Annotated in this window: 22 protein-coding genes and 1 pseudogene; 8 read left to right on the top strand and 15 right to left on the bottom strand. The window is 53.6% G+C overall.

Going from position 1 to position 23,450, the window contains the following annotated elements; all coding sequences use genetic code 11:
- Positions 1-349 precede the first annotated feature (349 nt).
- A complete protein-coding gene (locus RTU96_RS14135) occupies positions 350-1,009 on the top strand; it encodes an ATP-binding protein (protein WP_312637287.1) in 660 nt (219 codons plus the stop codon).
- 294 nt (positions 1,010-1,303) lie between these two features.
- Here the strand turns inward: RTU96_RS14135 and RTU96_RS14810 are convergent, their stop codons facing one another.
- From RTU96_RS14810 to RTU96_RS14090, 9 genes are all read right to left on the bottom strand, one after another.
- Positions 1,304-1,393, bottom strand: a complete 90-nt coding sequence (locus tag RTU96_RS14810; protein WP_397357105.1) for an LDCC motif putative metal-binding protein — start codon at positions 1,391-1,393, stop codon at positions 1,304-1,306.
- Positions 1,394-1,656: 263 nt separating this feature from the next.
- Entirely contained in the window at positions 1,657-2,061 is a 405-nt protein-coding gene (atpC, locus tag RTU96_RS14125) for an ATP synthase F1 subunit epsilon (protein ID WP_312637285.1), read from the bottom strand.
- A gap of 36 nt (positions 2,062-2,097) precedes the next feature.
- On the bottom strand, positions 2,098-3,498 hold the full coding sequence (gene atpD, locus RTU96_RS14120; RefSeq protein WP_312637284.1) for a F0F1 ATP synthase subunit beta: 1,401 nt from the start codon (positions 3,496-3,498) through the stop codon (positions 2,098-2,100).
- A gap of 40 nt (positions 3,499-3,538) precedes the next feature.
- A complete protein-coding gene (atpG, locus tag RTU96_RS14115) occupies positions 3,539-4,411 on the bottom strand; it encodes an ATP synthase F1 subunit gamma (RefSeq protein ID WP_312637283.1) in 873 nt (290 codons plus the stop codon).
- Between the two features lie 15 nt (positions 4,412-4,426).
- The gene (atpA, locus tag RTU96_RS14110) at positions 4,427-5,959 is read right to left on the bottom strand and encodes a F0F1 ATP synthase subunit alpha (protein ID WP_312637282.1); all 1,533 of its coding nucleotides are present in this window, start codon (positions 5,957-5,959) and stop codon (positions 4,427-4,429) included.
- A complete protein-coding gene (gene atpH / locus RTU96_RS14105) occupies positions 5,956-6,480 on the bottom strand; it encodes an ATP synthase F1 subunit delta (RefSeq protein ID WP_312637281.1) in 525 nt (174 codons plus the stop codon). The genes atpA and atpH overlap by 4 nt, the downstream gene beginning before the upstream one ends.
- Entirely contained in the window at positions 6,477-6,965 is a 489-nt protein-coding gene (gene atpF, locus RTU96_RS14100) for a F0F1 ATP synthase subunit B (RefSeq protein WP_312637280.1), read from the bottom strand. Before atpF ends, atpH begins: the two co-directional genes overlap by 4 nt.
- 12 nt (positions 6,966-6,977) lie before the next feature.
- A complete protein-coding gene (gene atpE / locus RTU96_RS14095) occupies positions 6,978-7,193 on the bottom strand; it encodes an ATP synthase F0 subunit C (RefSeq protein ID WP_293009703.1) in 216 nt (71 codons plus the stop codon).
- A gap of 45 nt (positions 7,194-7,238) precedes the next feature.
- Positions 7,239-7,931, bottom strand: coding sequence for a F0F1 ATP synthase subunit A (locus RTU96_RS14090; protein ID WP_312637279.1), 693 nt, complete (start codon positions 7,929-7,931; stop codon positions 7,239-7,241).
- Positions 7,932-8,310: 379 nt separating this feature from the next.
- Between RTU96_RS14090 and RTU96_RS14085 the strand changes: the two genes are divergently transcribed.
- A complete protein-coding gene (locus tag RTU96_RS14085; RefSeq protein WP_312637288.1) occupies positions 8,311-9,204 on the top strand; it encodes a LysR family transcriptional regulator in 894 nt (297 codons plus the stop codon).
- Positions 9,205-9,393: 189 nt separating this feature from the next.
- Positions 9,394-10,908, top strand: coding sequence for a diguanylate cyclase (locus tag RTU96_RS14080; RefSeq protein ID WP_312637278.1), 1,515 nt, complete (start codon positions 9,394-9,396; stop codon positions 10,906-10,908).
- Between the two features lie 187 nt (positions 10,909-11,095).
- Here RTU96_RS14080 and RTU96_RS14075 read toward each other — a convergent pair whose 3' ends face one another.
- The 3 genes from RTU96_RS14075 to RTU96_RS14065 form a co-directional block, all read right to left on the bottom strand.
- Positions 11,096-11,731: a hypothetical protein gene (locus tag RTU96_RS14075; RefSeq protein WP_312637277.1), complete on the bottom strand. Its 636-nt coding sequence runs from the start codon at positions 11,729-11,731 to the stop codon at positions 11,096-11,098.
- Positions 11,732-11,854: 123 nt separating this feature from the next.
- The gene (locus RTU96_RS14070) at positions 11,855-12,400 is read right to left on the bottom strand and encodes a hypothetical protein (protein WP_312637276.1); all 546 of its coding nucleotides are present in this window, start codon (positions 12,398-12,400) and stop codon (positions 11,855-11,857) included.
- A gap of 178 nt (positions 12,401-12,578) precedes the next feature.
- The gene (locus RTU96_RS14065; RefSeq protein WP_312637275.1) at positions 12,579-13,058 is read right to left on the bottom strand and encodes an SAM-dependent methyltransferase; all 480 of its coding nucleotides are present in this window, start codon (positions 13,056-13,058) and stop codon (positions 12,579-12,581) included.
- Between the two features lie 275 nt (positions 13,059-13,333).
- Between RTU96_RS14065 and RTU96_RS14060 the strand changes: the two genes are divergently transcribed.
- The 5 genes from RTU96_RS14060 (at position 13,334) to RTU96_RS14040 (ending at position 19,904) form a co-directional block, all read left to right on the top strand.
- Positions 13,334-13,960 carry a TetR/AcrR family transcriptional regulator gene (locus RTU96_RS14060; protein WP_312637274.1) on the top strand — a complete coding sequence of 209 codons (627 nt, stop codon included), beginning with the start codon at positions 13,334-13,336 and terminating at the stop codon, positions 13,958-13,960.
- 60 nt (positions 13,961-14,020) lie between these two features.
- The gene (locus RTU96_RS14055) at positions 14,021-15,766 is read left to right on the top strand and encodes an ABC transporter ATP-binding protein (RefSeq protein WP_312637273.1); all 1,746 of its coding nucleotides are present in this window, start codon (positions 14,021-14,023) and stop codon (positions 15,764-15,766) included.
- A gap of 14 nt (positions 15,767-15,780) precedes the next feature.
- Complete coding sequence (locus RTU96_RS14050; protein ID WP_312637272.1) at positions 15,781-17,508, top strand: ABC transporter ATP-binding protein; 1,728 nt, start codon at positions 15,781-15,783, stop codon at positions 17,506-17,508.
- A 98-nt stretch (positions 17,509-17,606) separates the two neighbouring features.
- Positions 17,607-17,813, top strand: coding sequence for a hypothetical protein (locus RTU96_RS14045; protein ID WP_312637271.1), 207 nt, complete (start codon positions 17,607-17,609; stop codon positions 17,811-17,813).
- A 558-nt stretch (positions 17,814-18,371) separates the two neighbouring features.
- Positions 18,372-19,904: a BCCT family transporter gene (locus RTU96_RS14040; protein ID WP_312637270.1), complete on the top strand. Its 1,533-nt coding sequence runs from the start codon at positions 18,372-18,374 to the stop codon at positions 19,902-19,904.
- A gap of 250 nt (positions 19,905-20,154) precedes the next feature.
- Here RTU96_RS14040 and grdH read toward each other — a convergent pair whose 3' ends face one another.
- The 3 genes and pseudogenes from grdH to RTU96_RS14025 all read right to left on the bottom strand — a co-directional run.
- A complete protein-coding gene (gene grdH, locus RTU96_RS14035) occupies positions 20,155-21,474 on the bottom strand; it encodes a betaine reductase selenoprotein B (RefSeq protein WP_312637269.1) in 1,320 nt (439 codons plus the stop codon).
- A gap of 19 nt (positions 21,475-21,493) precedes the next feature.
- Positions 21,494-22,822 (bottom strand): glycine/sarcosine/betaine reductase component B subunit, encoded by a 1,329-nt coding sequence (locus RTU96_RS14030; protein ID WP_312637268.1) that lies wholly within the window; start codon positions 22,820-22,822, stop codon positions 21,494-21,496.
- A 473-nt stretch (positions 22,823-23,295) separates the two neighbouring features.
- A pseudogene (locus tag RTU96_RS14025) lies at positions 23,296-23,450 on the bottom strand (glycine reductase); the annotation flags it as partial.

Genomic DNA, 23,450 nt, shown 5'->3' with positions numbered 1-23,450 from the left:
CTTTCCTATAAAAAAATGGTGTTTGATTGACAAGCAAATACAAGGGGTATATAATGAAAATTGTAGATTTTTGTCTAAAACGTCCGTCATGGTTTCGGATAAACTGTGACATTTTACGGAAACGAGGCAATACACGAATCAAATTCGACAATAGAGGATCGAGCAAGTCCGCAGATGTTTTTCTGTGGGCTTGTTTATTTTTGAGAGTCTTTAAGTTTTGTCTTTTCAACCTTATTGGTATGAGTTCTATTACACTTGTGGGTTCACATGCAATATGCATCTCCTCCGTCTTTGGTAAAATTTTATATATAAAAATGAGGTGATATAGTGAAAGCGGCTGGAATATCAGATGGAGGCGGTGAACCGTCAGCTTGCCCTCCAACGGATGCAGTTCCAGAAAGTAGCGGAGAACGATGCGCTGGTGAAAGCCCAGCGGTATGACCTGCGCCATCAGCTTACGGTTCTGCGGGATCTGTATGAGCAGAACGACCGAGAGAGGCTGGGGCGCTATCTGCAAGCCCTAACGGAGAAGCTGCCCTCCGGCAGAGAGCCTCCTCTGTGTGAAAACTATGCGGTCAATGCCGTGGCTTCCCATTATGCGGATATGGCAAGGCAAACCGGTTTCGAGGTTTCAGTGCGGCTTGCGGTTCTGGCGGAGCTGTCCGCCGCGCTGGAAAGCGATTTGTGCGTCATTGTCGGCGATCTTATGGAAAACGCCGCCGAGGCCTGTGCCCGTATGACCGGAGACAGTCGACTTGTCCGTGTGAGGAGCCAACTGGAGCATGGGGTTCTCACTCTTGCGGTGGACAACAGCTTTGACGGAACTCTGCGCCGAAACGACGGTATATTCCTGTCCTCCAAGCGGGAGGGCGAGGGCATTGGGCTTGCGTCTGTGATTGCCGTGGCAAAAAAACACGGCGACAGCGCGCAGTTCGAGGAAAAGGATAGTGTGTTTCAGGCGTCGGTGTATGTGCTGGTTGAATCGCAACAACAAAGAATTAAGAGATGAAAAAAGCAACCACACAGGAGAGAATCCTGTGCGGTTGCTTTTTTCGTATGCGCTGTGCTTTCCGTACTTGTTTGCCATAGAGGTTCACATCATATTCCTATGAAGCACATTCCTTAAGAAAGCGTGCCTTTCATACATGACTGGGGCCACCGTCAGCCCGGTGACTTTGTGTACTGCGATATAACGCACGGGGCTGCCCCCACAAAATATCAACACCCAAACAGTCATCAGGCATTTGGCATCATGAGAAGGGGAGCGCCCCGGAGGTGCTTGCATAGTCCGCGATGGGCAGAATCAATTGTGATGACGATTATTATTCTGACGGTTTAATTTGCAGCAATCGGGTGTTGAATTGCCAAATAGCTGCTGATTCGATTTTGCCATCCGGTTCAGATAATTCTGAAAGGCCTTTTTCAAATTTTCCCAAAGTTTCATATATCCGTTCCTCCTTATCAAATCTTATGGATTCACAGTAGCACGCAAGTTTGTAGAAGTTATGTAGAAGTTCCTTTGCGTCCACATTCCTATGTCCGCGCACTATAAAGATTCAATTTCCAGCGCGTGATTGCTGGGTATCCCCGGCTTATGTCAAAACAGCTCCGAAGCCCCCCGGTATAATACACCGGAGGGCTTCGGGAATTTGATTTTTACCGGCGGCCCCGTGTCTTCAGTCGTGCCATTGCCCGTGCCAGAGCGGCCTTGGAATTATAATACTCCGCGATACTCTGCTTGTGGCGCAGGCGTTCCTCGGCCCGCTGCCGGGCTTCCTCCGCGCGCTTGAAATCAATCTCCTTCGGATGCTCCGCAGACGCCACCAGCATAATCACATAGTCCGGCGTAATCTCGGCGAAGCCGCCGCTCACAACGGCGGGATACCAGACACCCTCCGCCTGATAGCGCACCTCGCCGGGCTCCACGGCCACCACCGTGGCCTCATGCCCGGGAAGAATTCCGTATTGCCCATCCTGAATGGGCAGTATCAACGCCTGCGCTTCCCCGGTATAAAACTGGCGGTCAACAGTAACGATCTCCAGATAAAAGGTTTTTTCCATGATTCATCTGCCCTTTCTCACGAACGCTCCCGCCGCTTACGAAACGCCCAGCGCCTTCGCCTTTTCGGCCACCTCGTCCACTGTGCCCGTCATGCTGAACGCCGCCTCGGGAAAGCGGTCTGTCTCGCCGCCCAAAATCGACTCGAAGCTGCGCAGCGTATCCTCCAGCTTGACATAGCGGCCCTTCAGGCCGGTAAAATTCTCCGCCACGGAGAACGGCTGAGAGAGAAACTGCTGCACCTTCCGGGCGCGCTCCACAGTCAGCCGGTCGGCCTCGGACAGCTCTTCCATGCCGAGAATGGCAATGATATCCTGCAGCTCGCTGTATCGCTGCAAAAGCTCCTGCACCGCCCGGGCGGCATTGTAATGGCGCTGGCCCACAATGTCCGGCTCCAGAATGCGGGAGGTGGATTCCAGCGGGTCCACCGCAGGGTAAATGCCCATTTCCACGATTTTGCGGGAGAGTACCGTGGTGGCATCCAGATGGGCAAATGTGGTGGCGGGGGCGGGGTCCGTCAGGTCGTCGGCGGGGACATAGACCGCCTGCACGGAGGTAATGGCCCCGTCTTTCGTGGAGGTAATCCGCTCTTGCAGCATGCCCATCTCATTGGCAAGCGTGGGCTGATAGCCCACGGCGGAGGGCATCCGCCCCATGAGAGAAGACACCTCGCTGCCCGCCTGAATATACCGGAAGATATTGTCGATAAACAGCAGCACATTTTGCTTTTCATGGTCGCGGAAATACTCCGCCATGGTCAGTCCCGTCAGCGCCACGCGCATTCTGGCTCCGGGCGGCTCGTTCATCTGCCCGAATACCAGGGCCGTCTTGGACAGGACCCCGGAATTTGCCATCTCGTGCCACAAATCGCTGCCCTCCCGGGTGCGCTCGCCCACGCCGGTGAACACGGAATAGCCTCCGTGCTCTGTGGCGATGTTGTGAATCAGCTCTTGAATCAGCACGGTTTTTCCCACGCCCGCGCCGCCGAACAGGCCGATTTTGCCGCCCTTGGCATACGGCGCCAGCAGGTCAATCACCTTGATGCCCGTCTCCTGTATGTGCACCACGGGGCTTTGATCCTCGAATTTGGGGGGCTGGCGGTGAATGGACCATTTTTCGGAGGCGCTGACATCCCCCTTCTCGTCAATGGGATCGCCCAGCACGTTGAACATCCGGCCCAGCACCTCTTTCCCAACGGGGACGGAAATGGGGCCTCCTGCGGCAACCACCTCCGCGCCTCTGCCCAGCCCCTCGGAAGGGGAGAGCATGATGCATCGAACTGTGTTGCCGCCCATGTGCTGGGCCGCCTCCATCACGGCCTTTTGGCCATTCAGGCGGACTTCAAGGGCATCCTTGATAGACGGAAGCTTCCCTGCGGGAAACTCCACATCCACCACAGGCCCCATAACCTGAACGACGGTTCCCTTGTTTTCAGACATAAAATCACTCTTTCCGAACTTGTTACAAAACGGCCCGCGCTCATTGGCTGCTGGCCTGCGCACCGCCCACCACCTCGGTAATCTCCTGCGTAATGGCGGCCTGACGGGCGCGGTTATATTGCAGATTCAACTGCCGGATTAAATCCGCGGCGTTTTTCGTGGAGTTGTCCATGGCGGTCATCCGCGCCTGCTGCTCCGAGCAGAAGGATTCCACCAGCAGGCTGAAAAGCATGCCGTTGACATAGCGGGGGACCAGTGTGGTTAGCACTGCCGTCTCAGACGGCACGTAGGTCATCGAATGCACATATTGGGACTGATCGTCGGGCTTCCATGGAAAGGTATCCCGGCTGAGGGGAAGCAACTGCACCATTCGCGCCTCCAGCGTCATGGAAGTCACCATTTCCGTGTAAACAGCGTACAGCGCGTCCAGCCTTCCCAGCCGGTATTCCTGCGTCAAAAAGGTCCCAATTTCCCGCGCCCGGTGCATATTGGGATTCTGGGTGGAAAACGGAAACTCCTGCACCGGAATCTTCCGTTCCCGAAACCAGGAAAGGCCCACCTGTCCCACCACAAATATCCGGCAGTCGGGCGTTTTGGCCACCGCCGCCTCCGCCAGCTTGAGTACATTGTGATTGTAAGCGCCTGCCAGACCCTTATCGCCGGTAATAATCACGTAGGCCACGGTACCCTGAGAACGCTCCGCCCGAAATGCCGGGTCCAGATAAGGGTGCGTCAACTCAGGCGAGCGATGAAGAATATCGGTGATGGTTCTCTCAATCCGGTCAAAGTACGGCTTCACGTCGTTTAACTGTTTGCGCGCTTTTCGCAGATTGTTTGAGGAAATCAGGTACATCGCGTTGGTGATTTTCCGGGTTTCCTGCACACTGCGGATATGGGAACGAATCTCCTGCATACTTGCCATTGGGCGTCACCGCCCCTCTTTTTCCGCAGGCACGGCCCCGGTGCGCACTTTATACGCCGCAAGCTCGGCGCGGATAGTCTCTGCCGCCGCGTCGGAAATCACGCCGGTTTTTTGAATTTCCTCTGTCACCTCGGCATGCGAAGACTCCAGTTCGTCCACAAACCCGCGGACAAACACTGAGACCTTGCTCTGGGGAACGTCGTCCAGCAGACCGCCCGTGGCCGTATAGAGAATCACCGCCTGACGGTACATCGGGATGGGATGATAAAGGGGCTGCTTGAGCAGCTCCATCATAAGCTTGCCGTGATCAAGAAGCTTTTGGGTAGATGCGTCCAGATCAGAGGCAAACTGATTGAATACCTCCAGCTCCCGGAAACGGGCCAGATCAATCCGCAGCGTGCCTGCGGCTTTTTTGATGGCCTTGGTCTGGGCCGAGCCTCCCACGCGGGACACGGACAGACCCACATTGACGGCCGGCCTCTGCCCGGAGAAAAATAGGTTTGACTCCAGATAAATCTGTCCGTCGGTAATGGAAATGACGTTGGTGGGAATATAGGCCGACACATCGCCCGCCTGCGTCTCAATGATGGGCAGCGCCGTCATAGACCCGCCGCCGTATTTCTTTGTCAGACGGCAGGCCCGCTCCAGCAGACGGGAGTGAAGATAAAACACATCGCCGGGATAGGCTTCCCGTCCCGGAGACCGTTTCAATAAAAGCGACAGCGTGCGGTAGGCCACGGCGTGCTTGGAAAGATCGTCATAGACAATCAGCACGTCTTTGCCCCGGCTCATGAAATATTCACCCACGGCGGCGCCGGTATAGGGGGCAATATATTGCAGCGGGGCTGGTTCGCTGGCGGTGGCGGAGATAATGATGGAATAGTCCATTGCTCCGTATTTTTCCAACGTATCCCGCACCTGGGCCACGCTGGACGCCTTTTGTCCGATGGCCACGTAGATGCAGATCATGTCCTGCCCCTTCTGGTTGATGATCGTGTCCACGGCGATGGCGGTCTTTCCGGTCTGGCGGTCCCCGATGATCAGCTCCCGCTGGCCCCGGCCGATGGGGACCATGGCGTCGATGGCCAGAATGCCCGTCTGCATGGGCACATTGACTTCTTCCCGGGTCACAACGCCGCTGGCCTCATGCTCAACGGGGCGGGTCTCCGTGGTTTCCACAGGGCCTCTTCCGTCGATGGGCGCGCCCAGCGCGTCCACCACGCGGCCCAGCAGCCCGTCGCCCACGGGCACATCCGTGGTCCGTCCGGTGCGGCGAACCGTCGCACCCTCGCCCAGATTCTCCTCAGGCCCCAGCAGCACGCAGCCAACGCTGTCCCGCTCCAGATTCATCACCATGCCCCGCACGCCGGTTTCAAACTCCAGCAGCTCGCCGTACACCGCGTTATCCAGCCCATAAACTGTGGCAATGCCGTCACCCACGTTTAAAACCGTGCCGGTTTCGCTGCGCAGGGTCTTGTTATCGTAATTTGAAATTTCCTCCCGCAGGACGGAGACAATCTCATCCGCTTCATTTTTCATATCATTCGCCTCTCTTGCAGTTGCCTCTCCATATCCCGGAGCTGGCCGCGGACGCTGTAATCATAGGTAAATCCGTCGATCTCCAGAACAAACCCGCCCAAAAGGCCGGGGTCCGTCTTGATTTCCAGTTCCACCGCGTCTTTGTGATGCAGGGCGCACAGCCGCTTCCGAAGTCCGTCCAACTGCGCCTCGTCCGGGATATGGACACAGCGCATCCGGCACGCCGCCGTATTGCGCGCCTCCAGCTCCAGCGTGTGAAACGCCTCGGCAATCTCGGGCAGCAGCGCCATCCGGTTTTTGCGCGCCAGCAGCCTGTAAAAATTTAAAAGTCGAGGGTCTTCCTTCAGAACGTCCAACCGCTCCAGCACCCGTTCTTTCTCCATGCGGTCAACGGTGGGGTCCTCCAGCACGCGGCGCAGCGGCGGAGTGTCCCCAATCAGACGGATGGCGCGGACAAAGCGCTCCCTGTCCACCCCTAAGTCAAAGCAGGCCGCGGCATAGCGGCGGGCAAGCTCACTCATGACGGATCACCCGACTCGGACAAAAAAGAGTCCACCAAAGCCAGATCGTTTTTCCGGTCCAGCTCGCTCTGCGCCACCTTGGCCGCCGCCAAAAGCGCAAGCTGGGCAACCTCCTTGCGCACACCGCGAAGCATGCTTTCCCGCTCGGCCTGAAGCTGGCGGCGGGTGGTCTCCATCAGCTTTTGCGCGTCGGTCCGGGCGCTGTCCAGCGTTGCGTCATACTCTTTTTGCGCCTGCGCTCTGGACTGAGCAAGAAGCGTCTCGCTCTCCTGCCGGGTCTGGGCCAGTTTCTGTTCATACTGGTCATGCAGTTGCCCGGCCAGCTTTTTTTCACCCGCGGCATCCTCCCGGTCCTTTTGGATGGCCTGCGCCCGGCTGTCTAAAATGCCGGTTACCTTCTCAAACAGGAAGTGCCTCAGAAACAGCCAAAGCACCAGAAGGTTGATGACGGTAAATAAAATTGTGTAGGGACTGAAATTGAGCACAAAAATCGCCCCTTATCCCGCAAAGATTACGACAAGCCCGATGACAAAGCCATAAATGGCGGTGGCTTCGGCCAGCGCACAGCCCAGCAGCAGGTTGCTGCGGATTTGGCTTGCGGCCTCCGGCTGGCGGGCAATGGCCTCGGTGGCCTTGCCGGTGGCAAAGCCGATTCCAATTCCGGCTCCGATTCCTGTTAAAACTGCAATAGCAGCACCAATTGCGACAGACATAATTAGTTCCTCCTGTTAATAATTAAATAAATCAATGTGAAACGGTTACTCTTCCTGAAGGCTTTCCCCTGTGAACAGCGCGGTCAGAAATACAAAAACGATGGTCTGAATCAATCCGTCAAAGATATCGAAATACAGACTGAAGACCACCGGAACTCCCACCGGAACCAGCGCCTTGATCAGCTCCATGATTACGAAAGAGCCCAGCACGTTTCCAAACAGCCGCATACAAAGCGACAGCGGGCGAATGGCAATTTCCATAATGTTAATGGGAATCAGCAGGGGCATAGGCTCAGCAAACTTGCGCAGGCCGCCCCGCAGGCCCAGAAAACGAAACGAGCTGCCGTAAATCAGGCACACGCTGGTCAGCGCCAGCCCCGCCGTGACGCTGACATCCTTGGTTGGCGGCACCAGACCCAGCAGCCCGCTGAGGTTGGCGGCGGCAATGTACACGGCAACCGTTCCCAACCATGGCGCAAAGGATCGCCAGCGAGGCCCAATGCTGTCCTTCGCAAACCCATTGAGCGCGCCGACGCACATCTCCAAAAACGCCTGTGCGCGCCCCGGCTGATCGGGCTTTAGCTTCCGCGTCAGCAGAAAAACCAGACCCATAATCAAACCCATCAAAATCCAACTGGTTAAAACCGCCTCGGAAATCGGGATTCCTCCCAAAACCGGGATGGTAAACGCGGTTTGGTTTTTCATTCCGGACATCATGGTCTCCTGAATATTTGACATACGATTATCACCTCCCGACCCAGTGAATCCCGCCTTTGCCCGCCAATCGCGGTGGGGATAGATTTTCAGCCAGAAAAGCTGGTTCGCCGCCTGTCGGACAGTATCCGGCAAACGGCGGACAGCACGATCTCATACCTTCAGTTTTCCGGACCTCCGGCGCAGCCTTCCGTCAAACGATCCGATTCTCTCCGGCTGCCAGATGATACCGCACCCGCCCCACTGCGGCATTTTCTTAACGGACGCGCTGTTGTTTTCATTGGGTTGCTACATTATAATGAACTTGTTGAAGAATGTAAAATGCATATTTGCAATTTTCACTATAACAAATTATTATAGTGAAAGGGGCGGCGCACCAAGCTTTGCGCCCCACAGAGGAGGCATTATTATCGCAGTCAATTATGAGTATTACCGGATTTTTTATTTTGTTGCAAAATATAAAAATTTCACGCAGGCGGCCAAGGTCCTGATGAGCAGCCAGCCCAACGTCACGCGCTGCATGAACAATCTGGAAGAGGAGCTGGGCTGCCGGCTGATGATTCGATCAAACCGGGGAATTGTGCTTACCACAGAGGGGGAAAAGCTGTTTTCCCATGTGGCTCCGGCCTACGAGCAACTGCAACTGGGGGAGGCGGAGCTGGCCAGCTACACAGGGATGCAAAGCGGGACAGTGTTTATCGGCGCCAACGAAACCGCGCTGCAAAGCGTCCTTCTCTCAAAGCTCAGCCGCTTTCATCAGGTCTATCCCGGCTTTCACATCCATATCTCCAATTATTCCACGCCTCAAGCCGTGAAATCGCTGGAGGAGGGCATTTTGAACTTGGCTGTGGTTACCACGCCCACAGGCGCGAAGAAGCATCTCACGGAGATTCCCCTCAAGTCCTTCCGTGAGATTCTGGTGGGCGGGCCGAAGTTTGCGTATCTGTCCGAAAAACAGATGAGTTTAAAGGAGGTCGCAGATCTTCCCATGGTCAGCATGGCTGTGGAAACAAAAACCTTTGAGTTTTACAGCCGCTTTTTTCAAAGGCATGGCCTTGCGCTCCATCCTGATATTGAGGCCGCCAATACGGTGCAGCTTCTCCCAATGATAAAAGGAAATATGGGGCTTGGGTTTCTGCCGGAGGAGATTGCGGCGGACGCGCTTTCGCGCCGCGAAATTTTTCGGATTTCGCTGCTGGAAACCATTCCGGAACGATTTATCTGCATGATTAAGGATTCCCGCCAGCCGCTGAGTCTGGCCGCGAAAAAGCTGGAAGAAATTCTGCGAATGCCGTAATGATTTTTAACGGATGGTTAACGGGGCAGCGGTATCAAGCGTTAAAGCATTGAAAGAATTTCAGTGAAATATGTCTGTTTTATGCGTTTTATAGAAAAATGACGATCAATATGATATGATAGATTCTCCCTGCGGCGGTTCCATGCAGCAGCCGCCCGCAACGCGAAGCGATACGAGGAGGATCTTCTCATGCCAAACATATTTATTCTAGCGGTGGCCCTGTCCGTGGTAATTGCCGTCTTTATGGCGGTATTTACCATTACCAACCACACCGTTGAAAAATCCCTCTACTTAATCCTGCTTTCTGTCGCCGATCTCTTTTTTTCGTTTGGCAACTTGCTGGAGATTACCGCTCCTACGCTGGAAACCGCTTTTTACGGGGTTCGGGTTCAGTATCTGGGCGCGCCGCTTCTGGTGCCGCTGGCCTATCTGTTTTTTAGAGACTTTTACGGAAAAAAGCGATTTTCCGCGCGACAGCATGCCCTGATTTTTGCAATTCCGGCTGTGTCTATGGTGTCTTTGCAGTTGTATCCTCTGGTGCGGCTGCATTACGGCGATATTTGGTACAGCACCAACGGGCAAATTTCCAGCATTCAGCATACCGACGGCATTGCCTATCTCCTTGGGATACTCCTGAATTACATCTGCATTGCTCTGGGCCTGTTTCTCATCATCAGCCACATCCGAACCGGCAGCAAGGCCCAGCGGCGACAGAGTTTTATTCTACTGCTGGGCTGGCTGGTTCCGCTGGCGTCCAACTTTTTCTTTATCTTTATCGGCGGCAACGAAAGCTATGATTTTACGCCCGTCGCCTATGTCTCCGCCTTGGCGGTATTTCTTTATTCCGCCCTGACGCAAAACCTTCTGAACGTGCTTCCGCTGGCCCGGGTGCAGGTGATTGACGGGCTGGAGGACGCCTTTATCGTGTGCGACGCCGACTTTCACCTTTTGGACGCGAACCAGTCGGCAAGGCGGCTGTTTCCACAGCTCTCCCGCATGGTGACCGGCGAATCCCTTGAGAGCGTGGAGGGTTTTAAGCCGCAGGGCGAGACGCTGATTTGGAAAGACGGGGAGGCCCGGCGCTATAAAATCACCGCGAATCCGGTTTTTCAGGGCACAAAAAACAGCGGCATTTGCATTGTCTTTCGGGATGTGACCGTGGAAAGTCATCTGCTGGAGGACCTGCACCGTCAGGCCACCATGGACGCGCTGACCGGAGTATATAACCGGGGCACGTTTTTTGATCTTGCCAGACAGACGCTGACAGGAGACGGGGGACAGCAGGCACTGGCGCTTTTGATGATTGACGTGGACCATTTTAAACAGATAAACGACACCTATGGCCATCCCTGCGGCGACGCGGTGCTGAAGGCCATTGCGCAGGCCGCGCGGACGCATTTTCGTAAAAACGATCTGGTGGGGCGCTACGGAGGGGAGGAATTTGCCGTGCTGCTGGAGGACCTGTCCTCTCAGCAGGCGGTGGAGACGGCGGAAACGCTTCGTCGAACCATTGATGAGATGAAGATTGCTTTTCAGGACAAAATTCTCCGCGTAACCATCAGCATCGGCGTGGCCCACTGTCCTGCCAACCGCAGGCAAACGCTGGAGGAGCTGCTGAATCAGGCGGACGCGGCGATGTATCTCTCCAAAAGCAGAGGCCGCAACCGCACCAGTCTGTACCACGGTGATGAACACACGGTGTAAGCTCGACTTTAGGTCCGGAGACTCCTGTGTCTCAGCACGCGGATGTCAGGTGTTCTTCCTTTTCGTGGCGCACAGCGAATACACGCCGTTTATATGAAAGAAAGAATCCGAAGCTGCCCCCAACCGGGACAGCTTCGGATTTATATTCTGTATTATCGGGTCAAAAGAAATACGCCGTCGTTTGGGATTAAGTAGTGCTTTCCAAACAATAAATTTCAAGGGTTGGATGGCCTTTCATAAATTCCAGAAACTGATCTGCGTCCGCATTCTGCAAGTCTTTCTTTTGGAGAAGAATGAAGCCCTTTTCCCAGTTAAGCAAAATCACATCCTGACAAAATACCGCCTGCAATAAGTCTCCGAAAGCCACCAGCATTTGATCATTTTCCCAAATACCTGTGTCTTGGAAAACAACCGTTGTGCATTTGCCTTCATCAAGAGTCTTATATCCGGACCAAATCCCTTCCGTCTCCTTTTGAAGACGTTGATCGCAATTTATTCGGGGCTGAAACAGGTAGACCACCCCTAACAAAAAAGCCGCCGCGCCAACAATCAGCACGGCAAAAAGTTCTTTTGGGGCCATAACACCCGGAATAAGGGCAAACAACCCCAGTATGATTAAAAACGCTCCATAAACTTTATATCGCTTCCGTCGTTTTTCGGAGGTGCTTTTTGAAACCTTTGGGATAGCGTCCAGCTTGTCTATCCCGGCCCACATTCTGGGGCAAGCTTTTCTGCTTTTCATTTCCGCCAGTTTTTTAAGTGCATCAAACAGTTGGGATTTGCCCCGTTCCTCGTAAGGGCTTAACAAAAAAGTGAATTTCATTTAAGAACTGCCAGCTCCTTTAATTCTCGTAAAAATTTGTCAACTTCATGGAATACACTGCATGGAGGCAATACGGAAAGGCGGCTCAGCAGCCACACGGCCTCCCCAGTATCACATGACTACTCACACGCCGCCGCTGCTTGTGTCAAAAGAAGCGGTGATATCTTCTCCGTCTGCATTATATAAGGTGGTATTATCCAAAAAAGCATGATTATCAATCGTTTCATTTTCAACTTGAATGTATTCAAAAAAGGTATCGCGGGGATTTACAAGGTCTATGTCATGCTGAATATTATCAAGAGTTACAGTCATTTTCTCAATTTCATGATTTGGGTTTCTTCCGCCTACAAGCAGGTATTTATTTCCCTTGCTATTAACAACTCCATTTACAAAGTTTGCATCCGTGTGGGACATGCCCTCATATCGGAAACGATTAAACAGGCCTCTTTTCATTCTTAAGACAGCAATCTCATCTTCTGCCACGGCAAAATAGTAGAAATCCTGATTGTTTAATCCGATGCCTGAGACAATTTCCGCATTTGCATCAAACTTTTCCCAAACGATATGCCGCGCCTCAATGGTGTCGCTTGTGATGGGATAATATCGCATATATCCTGCAACGATTGCAAGCAAAAAAACGATACCCCACAGCACTCTTGATTTTTTCATTACAGCCCCTCCTATCAGTCCACCCTTAGCTTATCACAAGAACGCAATAAAGTCATGTATGGGTTTAAATCATCAAACGTGGCTTTTATTTACCCGGTCCGGTTGAAACAGAGAAGGACTTGGGGATATGGCGAACGAAGGTACAGGGCAGCATATGCTGCCCTGTGCCTCCGTTTAATTAGAAGTTAAATTCGGATTCCCAGTCAAAGTCTCCACTGGTCTCTACATTATTAGGCCAGTGCCTGCACCACGTAGGAACCCCCGGTTCTTCCACACGGTCAAGGCTTGGCGTATAGGGCTTAATGTCAAGAACGGGACTTTGGTCGTCCGCATCAATATAGGCAAGCCCCACAACACCATGATTTACATCAATGTAGGTGACATAGGCACATGATAGGGCAATGGGGTTCGGGCGCTGCGGTGAACGCGTAGCAAATGTCCCCAGTGTGTCCGGGCCTTTTGTATACGGCTTTGCTTCCGACAAAATGCTTCTGTCCTTTTCATTATCACAGCCGGAAAACCACCAAAGAATATTGATATAAGAAAAGCCATCTAAGCCGACCAGTGAATCTTTGTATTCAGGTGCAATTTTTATGCGAGCTCCATTCTCATCGGCGCAGATTACGCCGATTTGCTTTACTGTAAAATTATTTTCCATAAAAAATCTCCTTTGAGATTAGATTTTTACGGTACCGTTAATTCCAGTATAGCAATGTGTTTTTATACTACAAGCTTTTTTTATAAAATTGGGGGTTGTTTTTTGCGAAGCACAATTGCCATCGGCGATAAGCCTATTTTGAGGGCTGGTACATGTTTCGAGCTTTACCTCTTTTATGAAAAGGTTTATTCACCCATTAAATGACTTGACAAATGCCTTATGTCGATTTAATATAACAATGTTATTAAATAACATTGTTATATTAAGGAGGCTTTATGCGCCCTGTCAACGAGGAACTTGCCGCCGCCTTATTAAAGGCGGGAAAAAAAGAATTTATGACCCATGGTTTCCTGAAAGCAAATATGCGGGATATCGCTGCCACAGCCGGAGTCACCACCGGTGCGCTGTACCGGTATTACACCGACAAGGAAGCGCTGTTTGAGGAATTGGTGGAAGAACCCTCCCACGTATTTGCCGAACGCTACCGGGAGCGTCAACGCTCCTTTGCTGCTCAGTCGCTGGACAAACAGCTTCAAAATATGCCTGAAATTACAGATCGTGAATCAGATTGGATGATGCTCTATCTCTACGACCATTTCGATGCGTTTAAACTCATCGCCTGCTGTTCTGCCGGCACCCGATATGAACACTACATCGACACACTGATTGAAATTGAAGCCGAGGCCGGACACCAACTCATCGACCGTATGCGAGCGAATGGTCTTCCTGCACAGGCGCTGGACGACGGGTTGATTCACATTCTCTCCGGTGCATTATTCAACGGTATGTTTGAAACAATCCGCCACGATATGCCCAGAGAGAAGGCCGCCGAGTACATGGAAAGCTTGCGGGATTTTTATTCCGCAGGCTGGTTTAAGGTTTTGGGAATATCAGGGGGCTGAGCGCCCCTGTTTTTCCGTCATAAAGTTAGCGATATCTAACTAAATAAGGAGATGCGATTTATGAAAACTAAAAAGGAACCGTCCCCGTTTGCCAAGCTATGGGGATGGGCAAACGCATACCACGGAGGGTTTTGCGGCTCGGTGATACTGGCTGTCATCGGAGTAGCAGGTACCATGCTGGCCTATCTGTGTGTTGTTGCTATCATCAGGCTGCTGCTCTCCGGCGGCGGGCTGCGGGAATGCCTTCCCTGGTGCGGGCTGATGCTGGGAGGATATTTGATAAAAGCGGTATTTTCCAGCCTGTCTACCGGCATGTCCCATACCGCCACCTATCATACTCTGCGGGATCTGCGGAAGAGCCTGTTAAGCAAACTTTCCAGGGTCCCCATGGGAACCATTTTGAATACGCCCTCCGGGCAGTATAAAACCACCATTGTGGACCGAGTGGAGGGGATGGAACCAACGCTGGCCCACCTAATTCCGGAGATGACCTCCAACCTGCTTGTTCCCCTGACACTTGTCATCAGCATCTTTGTGCTGGACTGGCGGATGGGCCTTGCCTCGCTGGTTACCACGGCAATCGGCCTGCTGATCGTTTCTCAGAGCACAAAAACCTATGCCGTCCGCTGGAAGGGGGCGGTGGAAATCGGCCGTCGCATGGCAAACGCCATTGTGGAATATGTGGGCGGAATTCAGGTGGTCAAGGCCTTCAGTCAAAGCGCCGGTTCCTACAAAAAATACGCCGGAGCGGTGGAAGACAACGCCCGGTATTTCGTGGACTGGATGCATGACAATCAGAAATATATGGCCTCGTGGCAGAGTATTCTTCCCGCTGTTCTGGTCTCTGTGCTCCCCACAGGCCTGCTGCTCTGGAACAACGGAAGCCTCAGCGCCGCGAATTTCCTCACGAGTATCGTTCTCTCCCTTGGTCTTACCGGCCCAATGATTGCCGCCCTGAGCTTTGTGGATGAGCTTGCAATCGTAGGTACCAATGTGGGGGAAATTGCCGGGATTCTGGAGTCGCCGGAGCTTTTGCGCCCCCATCAGCCTGCCAAGCTCAGCGGCAGCGGGGTAACACTGAAAAATGTTTCTTTTACTTACAGTAACGCGAAGGAAGACGTGCTTCATGACATCAATCTGGATATCTACCCCGGCACGGTGACTGCACTGGTTGGGCCTTCCGGCTCCGGAAAATCCACGATTGCCAAGCTGATTGCCGGATTCTGGGATGTGACAGGCGGCGCCATCACCTTAGGGGGCGTTGATTTGCAGGGTATCCCGCTGGACCAGTTGAATCGGCAGATCGCCTATGTGGCGCAGGATAATTACCTGTTTGACCGGACGGTGCGGGATAACATTCGTATGGGACAGCCAGATGCAGCGGACGCAGAAGTGGAAGCCGCCGCCAGCGCCGCTGGGTGCGATATGTTTATTCGCACGCTGGAGAACGGCTACGACACTGTTTGCGGCGAGGGTGGAGGACATCTTTCCGGCGGGGAGCGTCAACGAATTTCCATTGCCCGCGCCATGCTTAAAGATGCGCCTATTGTGATTCTGGATGAGGCTACCGCCAGTATCGATCCGGAAAACGAAGCGCTGATTCAACGCGCTATTTCTGCGCTGACAAAGGGGAAGACCCTGATCGTCATTGCCCATCATCTGGGGACCATCACCGGTGCGGATAACATCGCAGTGGTAGAAAACGGCCGGATTGCGGCACAGGGAAAACAGGAAAAGCTTCTGGAAACATGCCCGCTTTACGCACAAATGTGGAAGGCATATCTGGGTACCCGGGACGCGGCCTGAGAGGAGAGAAAGTTATGTTTGGCATATTAAAAAAGGTTTTTGCCTTTGCGGGAGGCAAGCGGGCGCTTTTGAAAAAAGCAATGGGGGTATCCCTTCTGGGCGCACTGTTTGCATCGCTTCAGTTTCTGGCCCTGATGCTGGCGATGGATATGGTGGTGGGCGGAGCGAAGCTGTCTGTTTGGCCGGTTGCCTGCATCATGCTGGTTTCTATTCTGGGGCATATTGCCTGTGCCTACTACTCCACCAATGCCGAGACAGATACGGGCTACCATATGGCCGCGGAGAAGCGGGTACATATCGGTGACCGCCTGCGATACATTCCCATGGGATATTTCAACGACAACAGTCTCGGCAATATTACGGCAGTGGTCACCACAACGCTGGGCGATGTGGAAAATACCGCCGCACGGTGCCTTGTCATGGTAATCGGCGGATTCCTGAATACGCTGGCTCTGTGCCTGATGCTTCTTTTTGCCGATTGGCGGCTGGGGCTTATCGCCATTGCGGGCATTATCTGCTATCTGGCGGTCACGGAGCTCTCCCAGAATGCCACCTCCAAAACCGGCCCTGCCCGCCAGTACATTCAGGAAGCTCTGGTAGAGAAAGTGCTGGAATATGTGCAGGGCATGGGTGTGGTAAAGTCCTATGGGCTGGAAAAGGACAGCGGGCAGGCAGTTTACAATACTGTGGACGACAGCTGTCAAAAGGCGCTGGCACTGGTGCGCTCGATTACGCCTTGGTCTGGAATTCGCCAAATTACGGTGCGGATTTTCAGTGTGGCAATCGTTGTTGCAGCGCTGGCCTTCTATGCGGGAGGGACCTTGCCTCTGTCCCGCTGCCTGCTGATGCTGATTGCTTCTTTCTTGATTTACGCAGAGTTGGAAAGTGCCGGAAATATGTCAGATCAACTCCAAATGCTGGGCGCCGCCATGGACAAAGCCAACTCCATTGACAATACGCCCACCATGGATATTGACGGACAGGAGATCGCGTCCTCCCATGCCACTGTCGAATTTCAGGATGTTCACTTTGCTTACGGTGACCGCACGATCTTGGACGGCATCAGCTTTACAATTCCGAAAAAAACCACCACTGCCGTGGTCGGTCCCTCTGGCGGCGGCAAGACCACGCTATGCAATTTGATTGCCCGTTTCTGGGATGTGGATGGCGGAAAAATTCTGGTTGGCGGCCACGATGTGCGGGAATACAAGCTGGACAGCCTGATGAAAAATATCTCTATGGTATTCCAGAATGTCTATTTGTTCAATGACACGATTGAGAACAATATCAAATTCGGCAGACCCTCCGCCACACACGAACAGGTGATGGATGCCGCTAAGCAAGCCTGCTGTCACGATTTTATCACCGCGCTGCCAGATGGCTATGACACGGTGCTGGGAGAGGGAGGGGGCACGCTCTCCGGCGGAGAAAAGCAGCGCATCTCCATTGCGCGGGCGATTATCAAGGACGCGCCGATTATTATTCTGGACGAGGCCACGGCAAGCGTGGACCCAGAGAACGAGGCGGAACTTCAGACAGCCATCCATGCGCTGACGCACGACAAAACCATCATAATGATTGCACACCGGCTGAAAACCGTAAAAGATGCCGACCAGATTCTGGTACTGGACGGCGGTCATATCGCACAGCGCGGCACCCATGCAGAACTGTTGGAGCAAACTGGTTTGTACGCCGACTTTATCGGTCTGCGCCAGGAGGCTGTGGGCTGGAAGCTGGCATAGCAAATGGGTTCTGGTTGATTGCGGTGTTCCGTTCAAGCAGTTCCAAGCATTCTCAAAGGCCCTGCAGCTGATTCTGCTGACGCACAGGGACGGGGACGATGGACGGCGTGACCGCAAAGGACTACTACCTGTATCTGCTGGAAGCCAACCACGACCGCGAGGAACTGGAGCAGAGGGCGGGGGAGAAGATGAACCGGGGCAAATATGCATATCCTATTAAACGGTTTAAATTGGATATAAGATTACAGAATGCACACGAAATTGGTCACGAAAATAAGAACTGCATCCTTCCCCCCGGTGCGTGAACAGAATATCCCCTGGCCTATATCCGGCCGTGACCCACTGCTTGTTTTTCTTCGTCCAACTGGCCAGTTCCGTGCAGCTCGTCGTCTTCACCGGCAGGGGCAGCTTTGCGCGTGCAACCACCCACTGCACATATGCCTTAAATGGCGGGAACAACCCCGGTAATATCACTTAGCCGGAGTGGCGGGGTACGTATAAAAGCGATGAGTCGGGTTTTCCGCCATCACAAACGCAGCAGGGCGCACAGGCTGAAATTTCAGTCTGTGCGCCCTGCTGCAATACTTGCAGATAGCGCCCCGGACACGGTGCAAGGAGCCGACCTGCTCCGCTATCACACACGGAACTTACGGCGTTAATGAAATAGAGTCGCCCCATAGCGGAGGCCGAAATGTCGAAATATTTTTATTGATCTTATCAATATAGTTTGATATAATATCGTTAAAGTTATCCTTTCCATTTTCTTGCCATACCATTTTTAGCAGACTTTCGTCCATCTGTGTTTGTGGGGACTTGCGCAGCGGGATTGAAAGTATGCAAATTGAGCAAGTGGGAGGAATACTATGAAAGAGAAACGGCCTAATCTTGTCTTTTTGATTTCTGTCGCGTTAACCTTGTTCATTTGCCTCTGGGGCATTATACAACCTGGCTCTTTCACCGCTGCCGCCAATGGCAGCATGAACTTCCTGACAACAAACTTCGCCTGGCTATACTGCTTCGCAATGAGCGTGTTCGTTCTCTTTTGTATCTGGATTGGCTTTTTCAGCAAGTACAAGAATGTGCGGTTCGGACCGGACGACTCCCGGCCCGAGTACAGCAACATGGCTTGGTTTTCCATGCTTTTCTCGGCAGGCATGGGCGTGGGCCTTGTATTCTGGGGCGTCGCGGAACCCCTGAATTTCTTTATCTATCCGATTGAAGGGATCACTCCCGGCAGCGGAGAGGCGATGAAGTTCGCTTTTTCCAAGGCATTTTTGCACTGGGGCATTCATCCCTGGGCGAACTATGCCGTGCTGGCAATGGCGCTGGCTTTCATGCAGTTCCGCAAGGGCAAGCCCGCCCTGATCAGTTCCGTCTTTATCCCCCTGCTGGGAGAGGAGCGCGTAAACGGCTGGCTCGGCAAAACAATTGACGTTCTGGCCCTGTTTGCCACCGCCGGCGGCGTTGCGACCTCTCTGGGACTCGGCGTCCTCCAGATCAACTCCGGTTTGAATTTCCTGTTTAAAATTCCCGAAACAAGACTTATCCAGTTGATCCTGATCATTGCCCTGGCAGTGGTTTACATTGCCACCGCAATTACCGGCATCGATAAAGGCATCAGCTTCGTCTCCGACCTGAATGTAAAGATTGCGCTGGGCGTCATGGCGGTGCTCGTTGTTGTGGGCCCCACCGTTCCCATCCTGAACAACATGATGGAAGGCCTTGGCGCTTATTTAAACAATCTGGTCGGGTACAGCTTCGCGGTCGGCGCGTTTAGCGACCAGTCCTGGTACAAGGGTTGGACCATCTTCTATTGGGCATGGTGGATTGCCTGGGCTCCCTTTACCGGATCGTTTATCGCCCGGATTTCCCGCGGGCGCACCATCGGCGAGTTTGTCCGCGGCGTTATGTTGCTGCCCGCCGGTTTCTCCGTGATCTGGTTCTCCGTATTTGGAACCCTGGGCCTTCATGTGGACCTTGAGACTGCAAAGCTGGCGGTCGCCTCCACCTCCACCGCCCTCTTTACCATTCTCAAGCAGTATCCTCTGGGTGTGCCTGTCTCCGTTGTCATTTTCGTGCTGATCTGTACCTTCTTCATCACTTCCGCAAACTCCGCAACCTATGTTCTTGGCATGTACAGCGAGGAGGGCACTTTGAACCCCTCCAACAAGAGCAAGATGATCTGGGGTATTTTGATGGCCGCTTTGGCCGCCGTTATGATGATGGCCAGCGACGACGGTCTCAATATGCTCCAAATTCTCTCCATTGTGGCTGCATTCCCGTTCACCTTCATCATGCTGGCGGCGATTCCCTCTCTGATGAAGGGCCTGAAGCAGGAGTTCCCCTCGCTGTCATCATCCGGAGCAGCAAAGCCTTTGGCCAAGCCGGAAGCCTGAGTAATCTCCGGCGGGAGTCCTTCCCGCCTTTGTCTCACGGCCAGCTCCTTCCCTGCTAAGCATCCCGTTCGCTTGCAGCCGATTTTATGCGATGCTTGAAGCCAAGGCTTGCGGAATGTACGGCCGAATATTTCCAACCACGGTAAAAAAACCGCCGGAGAAGCCTTGAGCTTCTCCGGCGGTTTTTCTCAGTTTCTTAGAAAAAGTTACCGGCGGGACAGAGGCTCTGTCCCGCCGGTAATTGCAAGAATCAGATACGGACCTTGAACACAGTCTGCTCGGTCACGTCTGTTTGCAGCGCATCAAGCGCCACACCCACTCTGTGGTAACGCAGCTTCCACTGCTCCGTCTGCGGGGTATTGGGATCGCCCAGGGGATAAGGAATGGAGATCGTCGGCACGATTCTGTTGGCGCCGACCGTCAGGGACACCGGGATCAGATTGCACATGTGAACAATCGGGAAGCCAGCCTTCTCGAACTCTTTAACCATCGTTGCACCGCAACGCGTGCAGGTACCTCATGTAGAGCCGAGAATGATTGCAGTGACCCCATCCCTCACAAGGTGAGGAATGATTTCCCGCGCCATTCTCTTAGCCTCGGCCTCTGTTGTGCCGGTTCCGACGGTGGAATAGAAATAGTTGTGGAGTCTGCCGAACCGGCCCTGCTTTTCATAGGCGCGCATAGCGTCCAGCGGGACGATAACGTCCGGCGTGGCGTTGGCGGCGGCAGGATCGAAGCCCGCGTGGATAGTCTTGAACTTGCCCGACTCCAGATGATCCATGCCGGTCATATCGTACATGCCCCAGCGGGTCGCGGAAGCGGACTGAATCCGATCCGGGTTGTCCACAGGAACGATGCCGCCGGTGGTGACCATGGCGATCACGGCCTTGCTCAGATCCTTGATGGCGGGCGCAATGGGAACCACTTCCTTCTCAGGGATCACAAGCTCGGTCTGATAGGGCTGCTTGTTCATTTTCTTGATGAGCATCTGAACGCCGCGATAGGCAGCGGTATTCTCCCGCACATCCTCCAGGAACTTCTCATGACGGCAGCCGCGGGCAAAATATCCTTCGGCCTCGGCGCCCAGATTGGGCTCGCCGGCCAGCAGCTTGTTGGCGAAATCAGTCAGAACCTTGACGTCCTGACGCATCTTGACGGCGCCGTTGCCGCCCTTGAAGATAATGACGTCCTTTTTGAACATCTCCACGCCGGGGTTCTCCTTGTTCATAGAGGTCAGCACCGGAATCCCCATTTTCTCCTTGACCGCTTTGCAGATGTTTCCGCAGGCAACGCCATAGCGGCCAGCCTGGAACGCAGGGCCCGCGATAAACAGGTCACATTCCTTGTCCTTGAGCATTTCCATGATCCGGAATACGGCGTCGGCGGTATTGGAACCCATATAGTTGTCGCCGCAGACGATAGTGTGGGTAACCTCAGCGCCCTTCAAAGCGCCGTTGATCGCCATAACCGGGCCGATGCGGTCCGCCACAATATAAGGCTCCTGATCGGCCTTCTCTTCACCGCCGATACCGCCGAAAAACTGATTTACATAACAAATAACTTTCTTCATGTCAGATCCTCCTTTCACGTTAGTATTCAATCATGGTCTTTACGGAGAAGCCAGAGATATGATCGCCGCAAAACCAGTTGTTGTCCTCCATGATAATAGAGCCGTCGTCGCGGGCGGATTTTCCCAGCTTCTCGTCATAGCCCCAGCTACCGGACATTCCGTCGCGGTTCATGGCCTCCATGTTGCCGATGACCGTCTTGCAGGCAGGCAGCTCGATCAGCTCCGACACGTTGCCGCTGGAAACCAGAGCCGTCATTTTGGCGTCCAGCGTCACCAGCGGCTGGGAGAATCCGTCGCGGCCTGTGCACTCGTTGGAGATGCCCACCACGGGAATGCCCGCATCCTCCAGAATAATCTGGCAGCGGACATAGTCGGCGTCGGGGTTGCCGTAACCCTCCTCGGTAACGATCGCGTAATCGGCGCCCAGATTCTTCGCCATATTCGCCACCATAACCGCCGCGCGCTCCTTCTGGTCTAGGGCAACGTTGAGCATGGACATGATCACGCCCATAAAATTCAGACTCTTGCCGTCTTCCGCAAACAGCTCCTTGATCGTGGCAAAATTCTGCATTTCATAAGTGGACCACTTGGAGGACGCCGGCATGAAGGAGCCGGAGATGATCGCGCCGTCCAGCACTTCGGTGGGGCTGACAAACGTGGGCAGATACTTGTTCATATCCCACCCATACCAAAGATCGTTGTAGCCCAGTGCCTCCATCTGGGACTGCGGCTGCATCACCAGCACCACATTGGGCAGACCGTTCTTCTTGGCGGCGCGGTTTGCCACGGGCTCAAACTCGTACTCCTCAAAGCTCTCGGCCGCCTGGCTCTTAACGACGTTGCCGATATACTCGGCCAGGCGATGGCCCGCCCAGCGCAGGGCATGGTTGCACTTTTGCTGCTCGTGGCGCTCGAAGTCCTCGTCGGTATCGCCCACCAGGCAGATGTTGATCAGCTTGGACCAGTAGGTGTGTTTGGCGCCCTCTCCGCCCATGTCGATCACGCCGTCGCCGAACGAACCCCATTCTTTTCCCACCACGGTCACGCAGCAGCCCTTGAGCGCTTTCAGCTCGCCCTCTCCGGCAGGTACAACAGCGTCCGTTACGCCGGGGAACAAGGTGCGCCCGTCAACGCGGCAGCGGGGTTCGATGGTCTCAAGCACCGGGACGATGCGGGTGTCGTCGCCCGGGTTTGCGATTACAATATCCAGGTCCGTGATATGGTCGTCGCACTCTTTCAAATAGGCAAGCGTTGCCTGCTTGTCAATGGTGAGCGTACCGGATTCAAATGCATTTTTTTCGCCAAGGCATACTTTTTTCACTTCGAAATTGCCAATTTTCAATTTCAATTTAATAGCTCCTCTCTTCATAATGTTTTTGGCGAGTGGGGACTTGTCATCCTTCAAAAATTCTTACCTCGGTACAACTTGCGCCGCCATTTTATAATCGCGATTATATAATTATTCACTAAAATGATCAAGATTATTTTTTATTTTCTCTCTATTTTACAACATTTATTTGGTATAACTGTTATAACCTCTAAATAATTCTTTTTGGCAAGTTTGTTTTCCGCTTTAATTCGCTATTCCGCGCTTTTTACACCCGTAAATGCAGTGTAAAAACAAGCTTTGGATAGGGCGCCCATCTCCGCCTCCGCGCGCAGTCCGGCAGCCGCGGCCGCTCCGGATTGCCACGCTTCAGGCACTATGGACGCACGCGACGAGCGGTTGGATTCCTCCTCCAAAAATCTTGAGGGAGACGCGCCCACTTTTCGCAAAAGCCGGGCGGACGGTCTGCCCAATTCCATTAACCTTTCCCTTTTTCACCCAACATATCCGGCGTTTTTGAGGATATCGAAGGCCCGGGGGCTGTTGGCCTCGCTCATCATTACCAGCGGGCCTGTGCAGCCCATGCCGCTTTCAGCGTAAATCCCCGCCTTCCACAGCACGCGCACCGCGTCCTCCAAATCCATCACCT

The sequence above is a fragment of the Oscillibacter sp. genome, from assembly GCF_032018205.1.
Taxonomy (GTDB): Bacteria; Bacillota; Clostridia; order Oscillospirales; family Oscillospiraceae; genus Oscillibacter.
Note: the sequence above shows the minus strand (reverse complement) of the source record. Positions and strands in the feature narration are given on the sequence as shown.